Source organism: Chryseobacterium sp. Leaf201, from assembly GCF_001421435.1.
GTDB lineage: Bacteria > Bacteroidota > Bacteroidia > Flavobacteriales > Weeksellaceae > Chryseobacterium.
Map to the genome: position 1 here is coordinate 20,094 of NZ_LMKA01000092.1, position 7,017 is coordinate 27,110.

General features: G+C 30.7%; 7 protein-coding genes. All 7 read right to left on the minus strand.

Annotation, left to right across the window (positions count from 1 at the left end; translation table 11 throughout):
• Positions 1-2 precede the first annotated feature (2 nt).
• Genes ASE55_RS14290 through ASE55_RS14320 form a run of 7 tightly spaced genes read right to left on the minus strand, consistent with a single transcriptional unit; the run spans position 3 to position 6,919 of the window.
• Positions 3-605: a sugar transferase gene (locus tag ASE55_RS14290; protein ID WP_056220979.1), complete on the minus strand. Its 603-nt coding sequence runs from the start codon at positions 603-605 to the stop codon at positions 3-5.
• Positions 606-619: 14 nt separating this feature from the next.
• On the minus strand, positions 620-1,519 hold the full coding sequence (locus tag ASE55_RS14295; RefSeq protein ID WP_056220982.1) for a glycosyltransferase: 900 nt from the start codon (positions 1,517-1,519) through the stop codon (positions 620-622).
• On the minus strand, positions 1,516-2,541 hold the full coding sequence (locus tag ASE55_RS14300) for a hypothetical protein (protein ID WP_128414583.1): 1,026 nt from the start codon (positions 2,539-2,541) through the stop codon (positions 1,516-1,518). Before ASE55_RS14300 ends, ASE55_RS14295 begins: the two co-directional genes overlap by 4 nt.
• A complete protein-coding gene (locus tag ASE55_RS14305; RefSeq protein ID WP_056220987.1) occupies positions 2,528-3,385 on the minus strand; it encodes a glycosyltransferase family 2 protein in 858 nt (285 codons plus the stop codon). The genes ASE55_RS14300 and ASE55_RS14305 overlap by 14 nt, the downstream gene beginning before the upstream one ends.
• Positions 3,382-4,386 (minus strand): hypothetical protein, encoded by a 1,005-nt coding sequence (locus tag ASE55_RS14310; protein ID WP_056220991.1) that lies wholly within the window; start codon positions 4,384-4,386, stop codon positions 3,382-3,384. The genes ASE55_RS14305 and ASE55_RS14310 overlap by 4 nt, the downstream gene beginning before the upstream one ends.
• Positions 4,387-5,490, minus strand: a complete 1,104-nt coding sequence (gene glf, locus ASE55_RS14315; RefSeq protein WP_056220995.1) for a UDP-galactopyranose mutase — start codon at positions 5,488-5,490, stop codon at positions 4,387-4,389.
• Entirely contained in the window at positions 5,477-6,919 is a 1,443-nt protein-coding gene (locus ASE55_RS14320) for a flippase (RefSeq protein WP_082474564.1), read from the minus strand. Before ASE55_RS14320 ends, glf begins: the two co-directional genes overlap by 14 nt.
• Positions 6,920-7,017 lie beyond the last annotated feature (98 nt).

A 7,017-nucleotide genomic window follows, 5' to 3' on the forward strand; every position in this document is an offset into this window, starting at 1 on the left:
CGTTAAGTTCCTTTAAAAGGTTCAATTGTTACATGTCCGTCTGCAGATATTCCTTCTTTCATTAAAACTTTTTTAAGTGTAAGAAAAATTATTTTCAGATCAAGCAAAAGTGTAAAATGATCAACATACCATACATCATACTCAAATTTCTTTTGCCATGAAATTGAGTTTCTTCCATTTACCTGTGCCCATCCTGTAATTCCCGGCCTTACTTCGTGACGTCTTGCCTGAAATTTATTATACAAAGGTAAATATTCCGGCAACAAGGGACGTGGCCCGATGAGTGACATATCTCCTTTCAATACATTAATCAACTGCGGAATTTCATCTAAAGAAGCCTTTCTCACAAATACTCCGATAGGTGTTAAGCGTTCCACATCAGGTAATAAAATGCCATTTGCATCTTTCCTGTCGGTCATTGTTTTAAACTTGATAATCTTAAAAATCTTCCCATTTAAACCCGGTCTTGCCTGAAAAAAAAATGGCTTCCCATTATTTACAATATATAATCCGACAGTTATAAATACAAATATCGGCAGGAGGATAAGTAATCCAAGGAGCGAAGCCAAGAAATCAAAAATACGTTTGAAAAAGTGCTTATACATATATGCAAAGGCAATTAAAACTTTAATAAATTTAATATTACAAAAATGAGAAACTTTTTTTTATCTCTCATCAATTGTGTGTTATATTTTAATATAACTTTATTTCTTGAAATATAGCCCTTCAGAAATTGCTGACAGATTAAATAAGCCTCTGAATTTTTATCAAGATACTGAATATAATTTTTAATGTGATTCTGGTAATATCCATTAAATACTTCTGAAGATTTTTCTCTTATTGTTCTCCAAGATAATTTGTTGAGATGGCCATGAACATTTTCCTGATGCAGGCGATAATGTATGTATGAATTATTATCAATAACCACTTTGTAATTCTTTGATCTTGCAAAAAAGTACACTAACCAATCGTGCGAAAATCCTTTCCAATTTGTAGAATCAAGTGTTTTTAAAAAGTTTTTTAAATCTTCAGCAAAATTCCTTGTAAAAACATAAGTACATCCTGCACTTCCGCCTTCAAATAAAAAATCAAATTTTTTCTGAGGAAAATCTTTTTTGAGCTCAGTAAATGAATTATTGGAAGTATCCCATTTGGTAAGATTTGAACAATATAATTCCGCATTATTCTTCTGGGCTAACTCTATTGCCTTTATGATTTTTTCCGGCATCCAGATATCATCCTGATCTGCAAATGAAACATATTCAAAGTTTTCATTAAAATCCAATCCGGATACCATTTTCAGGAAATTTTTTGCTGCAGAGCCAGTCCCCGGACTATTCTGCGAAACTTTTATTTGAGGATATTTTTCCTTGACAATTTCAAGCGTCTTATCTGTACTTTTATCGTCGCTAAGAATAATATCCAATACTACTCCCTGTTGCTTCAGAATAGTATCTATTTGTTCTTCTATGTATTTTTCTCCGTTGTAACTGGCTAATAAGACTTTTACTGTTTTCATTTTAATAATTTTAAATCAATATGGCTGCTATAAAAAACGTTATAAAATAAAAAAACCAGTACAATACTAAATACTATGTTCAAAATTTTGTCATACTTTAACTTTCCGTAAAAAGGGTAAACTGCAAGATAAATAATAATATAATAAGAAAACCTATATGCCATTACCGGATTCAAAAAATATAAGATTAGATAGATAAGAAAAATTGCACAATAAAAGTTATTATATATTGCAGTTTTTCTATTTTTATAAATTAAGAGAGTAAGCCCTATAATCATAACAAAGTATATCTTATGGAAAATATTTACTCCATATTTTTCAGCTATACTTGGATCTGTATATGTATCTAATTTGGCTGTTATATGGGCAAAATAGGAGAGACTTAATAATCCTGAAAAGGTTATGGCTCCCAAGAGAATAAGGAAAAACTGTTTATAAGTGGGTTTACCAAAGCCTAAAAAGGTAGCAGCCAGCGCAGGAAGTGAACTAATATGCGTTAAGAAGCCGAAATAACCGGCCCAGAATCTTCTGCCTAAGAGCAAATAAAAAATTAAAAAGCCAAACAAGAAATAAGCAGGTGAATTTCTTAAAACTGTATATGTAAACAAGATGTAGGAAAATGCAAAGAATAAAATTTTGATCCAATATTTTACATCCCTTCGGTATGCAAACCAGATGTAAAAAACCGAGCTTGATAAAAAATTAATGAAATAGACCGCATTTAAAGCTTGTTTCCAGTCTTGTGTATACTTAAACATTGCGTTTAATATCAAGGGGAAATAAGGTTCGCTGAAAATTGATTTTAGTTCAAAGTGGTAATTTTGGAACGTAAAATTAACATATCCTTCATAATCTGCATTTTTTTCTATGGGAACATACATTCTGAGCAACAAAGAACAAATAAAAAAAATGACCGCAGGAATAAATGCAGCTTTTCTTATTTTACTATGAAATACGGCTAATAAAAGTAAATAAGAAAGATAAGTTATCAGTATATAAAAGTGTAGCTCAAATTTTGTCATACCTATAGTTTCTGCCTTCTTTGCTAAATCCGGCTTTTATTCCTTTTATTATATGTTTTGCAGTCTGCAACGGCTGGGGTGAGAGTAAAATATAACTTGGAATTCTGTACATGCATTTAAATAATTGTACCGCTTTCCAACCGAAAGGGATATATGCCCGTTTAAACATATAAATCTGATTCCTGAAAATATAAAAATGTCTTATGCCATTTGTATGATAAGGTTTTTCTATAAAAAGAAATTTTACCACTTTTTCACCCATATTATGAAGAAGCTTGGAGTCTGGAACTCTAATTAATTTATACCCTTTATCCCTTGCTCTGAAACACCATTCATAATCAATGTAATCAATAAAAAGGGTTTCGTCCATTAACCCTATTTTTTCAAAGGCATTGCGCTTATAGAATGATCCGGAAGTAATAATTACAGGAACCTCATATACTTTTGTATTATCTGCGTCTTTATTGCCTTCTAATGTTCTCATATCTACAACTTCGGGTGAGGCTGCTATAACACCAGATCTATTTTCAACCGCTTCTATCATAGGCAGAAAAAAATCTTTTTGTATTAAGGAATCCTGATCAAACAATGCTATATAATCACAATCCTTATATTCCAAAGCTTTTTTGATTCCTTTATTAAGTGCCAAAGAAAGTCCTATGTTTCCATTATTGCTTAAATAAACAATCTTAGAATTTCCATTTATTATATCTGATATTTCTTCCGGCAGCTTTCTTGTGGAATTATCTATGACAACAAGTTTATCCGACTGCAATAATAAAGCTTCTATATTCGCTTTATTATTACTTTCGGGGTTATAAAGAACGATAACACTGTATATCATAATTGGTTATTTATAACTTCTTTATAAAACCTTTTAACTTCTTTTTCAAAGATATTTCTTTCGTTATTAATCGCTTCTTTATATTTATTTTGCGAATTCAAATTTTGATCAAAATTATTCATTACATCCATAATTATCAAATCTATATTTTTTAAGAAATCCGGAGATTTCTCATCAAATTTATATTTTTGAGGAATTCTTACATCTTCTTCATTTTTTGCAGAGCCTCTACTTCCTGTAATAATAACACAATCCTGTAATCTTGCTTCTCTCGGTATTCTGTCTTTTCCCGGATGCCATCCGAAATCAATGTATATCTTAGCACTTCGCAGGGTTTCGGCTACCTGTTTTTGATTCATCTTGACAATTGGTACAAAACGTACTTTTAAATTTCTATTTTTATAGAAATCAATAATTCTTTTTGTCACGTTTTTCCCTTTTGCAGGATTATAACAAATTATATCCGACTTCTTAATTTCAGAATCAACATTAGAAAAGTCAGTATTGATGTAATCACTTAAATATTCTGATTTTACTGACTGGCTGGCTAAAAACTCTTGAGCGTATTTAGATTGAACCAAATGCTTATGTATTCTTAATTTCGAAATTGGAGTAATTGTTAATGCTTTTTTAAATTCATAAATAAATGATTTTAATCCATAATCTTTCAGATAATCAAGATTAAGATTAACCTTATAGTTATCAACTGACAGCCACCATACATAAATTTTGGCATTTGTAATCTTAGAAATATGCTTCAGCATGGTTTCAGGAACTACAATCACAGTATCTGCTGAATCAGTCAGTTTTACTGATTTACTTTTTATAACACTGTATTTCTTAAAATTAGGATTAATGTCTATTTCAACAAATGATTTATTCTCTTTATCATAATAAGACATCCCTACATCAGCTCCTAATTTTTCCAATTCATAATTAAGCTGATGAAGTAATTCCGTTCCTCCTGTTGTTAATTTTGAAGGGCTAATAATCTGTATCATTTACTGTAATATTTTTTTTACCTTAGTTAAAGCTGAGCCGATTACCTGGTGCATATCATAATACTTATACTCTGCTAATCTTCCACCAAAAATTACTTTATTGTCTTTTTCTGCAAGCTCCTTATATTTTCTATATAATTCGGAATTTGTGTCATCATTAATCGGATAATAAGATTCTTTTCCTTCACTCCATTCATCGGGATATTCGTAGGTAATTACTGTTTTGGGCTGTGTGCCAAATTCAAAATGCTTATGTTCTATTATCCTTGTGTAAGCTTCATTATTTGAGGTATAATTAACAACTGCATTGCCCTGAAAATTTTCTTCATCCAAAATTTTATTTTCAAATCGTAAACTTCTGTATTCCAGTTTCCCGTAACTATAATCGTAATACTCATCTATTTTTCCGGTAAACACTAGATTTTCGGCAACATTTCCCCAATACTCCCGATCTTCAAAAAAGTCTACATTTAATTTTACTTCTATCCCTTCCAATAAGCCATCAATGATCTTATTATATCCTCCTACAGGAATACCCTGATATTTATCGTTAAAATAATTATTATCGAATGTAAAACGCACCGGTAGCCTTTTTATAATAAAAGCAGGAAGGTCTATAGCTTTTCTTCCCCATTGTTTTTCGGTATATTCTTTTATCAGGGTTTCATAAATATCTTTTCCTACCAAAGAAATAGCCTGTTCTTCAAGATTTTGAGGGTTTTTAATTCCTGATTCTGCTTTTTGTTCTTCAATTCTTGCCCAAGCTTCAGCCGGGGTTTTTGTACCCCACATTTGATAGAATGTGTTCATATTAAAAGGTAAATTATATAATTTTCCATTATAATTAGCCACCGGAGAATTTGTATAACGATTGAATTCTGCAAATTGATTTACATAATCCCAGATTCCTTTATCATTGGTATGAAAAATATGAGCTCCGTATTTGTGAACATTGATTCCTTCAATCTCTTCACAATAAATATTTCCGCCGGGATGACTCCTTTTATCTATTATCAGGCATTTCTTCCCTCTTTTATTGGCTTCATGGGCAAAAACAGCTCCAAATAACCCGGAACCTACTATTAAATAATCATATTTTTGCATATCTTTTAATAATTTTTGATGTAAATGTTATAAAGTTTTCTTCTTTAATAATGTAATATTGAATAAAAAACTGATAAACAGCAATTGAAATACCGGCAAATGCTAATTTTGCAATCAATGAATCAGTCATACTATTTGTAAAATATATAATTCCCAGAATTGGTAAGGAACAAAGCAGAGAAAGTAGTGTGATTCTGTAATTGATATTCAGCTGAAAGCTTCTGTATACAAAATAAAACATAACAGAGGTAACACAAAGTTCCGAAACTAAATTTGCAATAGCAGCACCTATTTCATTAAGATGAGGTATTAAAATAATATTTAAAACAATACTGCAGATAAGTCCGAAAAAGACAGATTTTGTCATTAGAATATCTCTACCTGTTGTGGTTAACATCTGCATACCCAATATATTAGAAACCCCAATAATATAAATAGCAATACATAAAATGCAAAAAGAAGTTTGTGCAGGCAGAAATTTTTCACCGGCAAAAATAATTATGATTTCATTAGATAAAGCTATCATGGAAATGATTATCGGGAAAGCAACAATCCCAACAAAATCAAAAGATTTTTGAATAAGTCTGTTAAAATAAACATCATCACCTGAAGTATGTGCCTGGGATAGTTTCGGGATTAATACAGCACCTAATGCCGTAACTAAAATTATAGGAGCTTTACTTACCCTCAGTCCTAATGAATAATACCCTACCGCATCTTTAGAAGAAATGAATCCTAAAATAACAGAATCCAGTAAAACATATATACTTATTGCTGCAGTGGAAGCAAATATTAATAACAGCGGCTTAATGTGCTTGTTTAAACGATTCCATTGCCAAATGAGTGTGAATTTCACGTATTTTCTTGAATACATAAAATTTACAATACCATTTACAACACTTGATCCACATAAAATCACAAAAAACAAATAATAATCCTGCAGACTTTTTACAAAAATAAAAACCAGAAGCAAAGAAAATAATCTTACAATAACAGTTCTGACGGTTATATATTTAAAGTTTTCATTTCCCTGATAAAACCATTCTAAGGCTAATACATTACAAATAACGAGAGAAATCCCCGTAAGGAACATATTTTTATTTACGCTAAGCTGCGGTATAAGATAAATCATCACAATATAAACCAATACCAACAGTAAACTGCTGTAAATATGTATTGAAACTAATTCACTAAAAATCGCATTCTGATTTTCATTTTTTTTCTTTGCTATTTCTCTAATTCCGTAAATAGGGATTCCGAGAGCTGCTATCAGCATAATGTATCTGCAGATATTTTCCACAAAAGAAACCACACCTACTCCATATGGCATAATAACTCTTGATACATATGCATACATGATCATAGGAACAATGACTTGGGTTATTGTTAAAATGACATTATAAGAAAAATTTTTTTTTATGCTACCCACAAATTATTTAAATAAATCCCTTTATAATACTTTTCAAATCAATAAGAGTGATTTGGTTGACTGAAGCAGTTAGTTCATTCCAGGTATTCTGAAGTTCA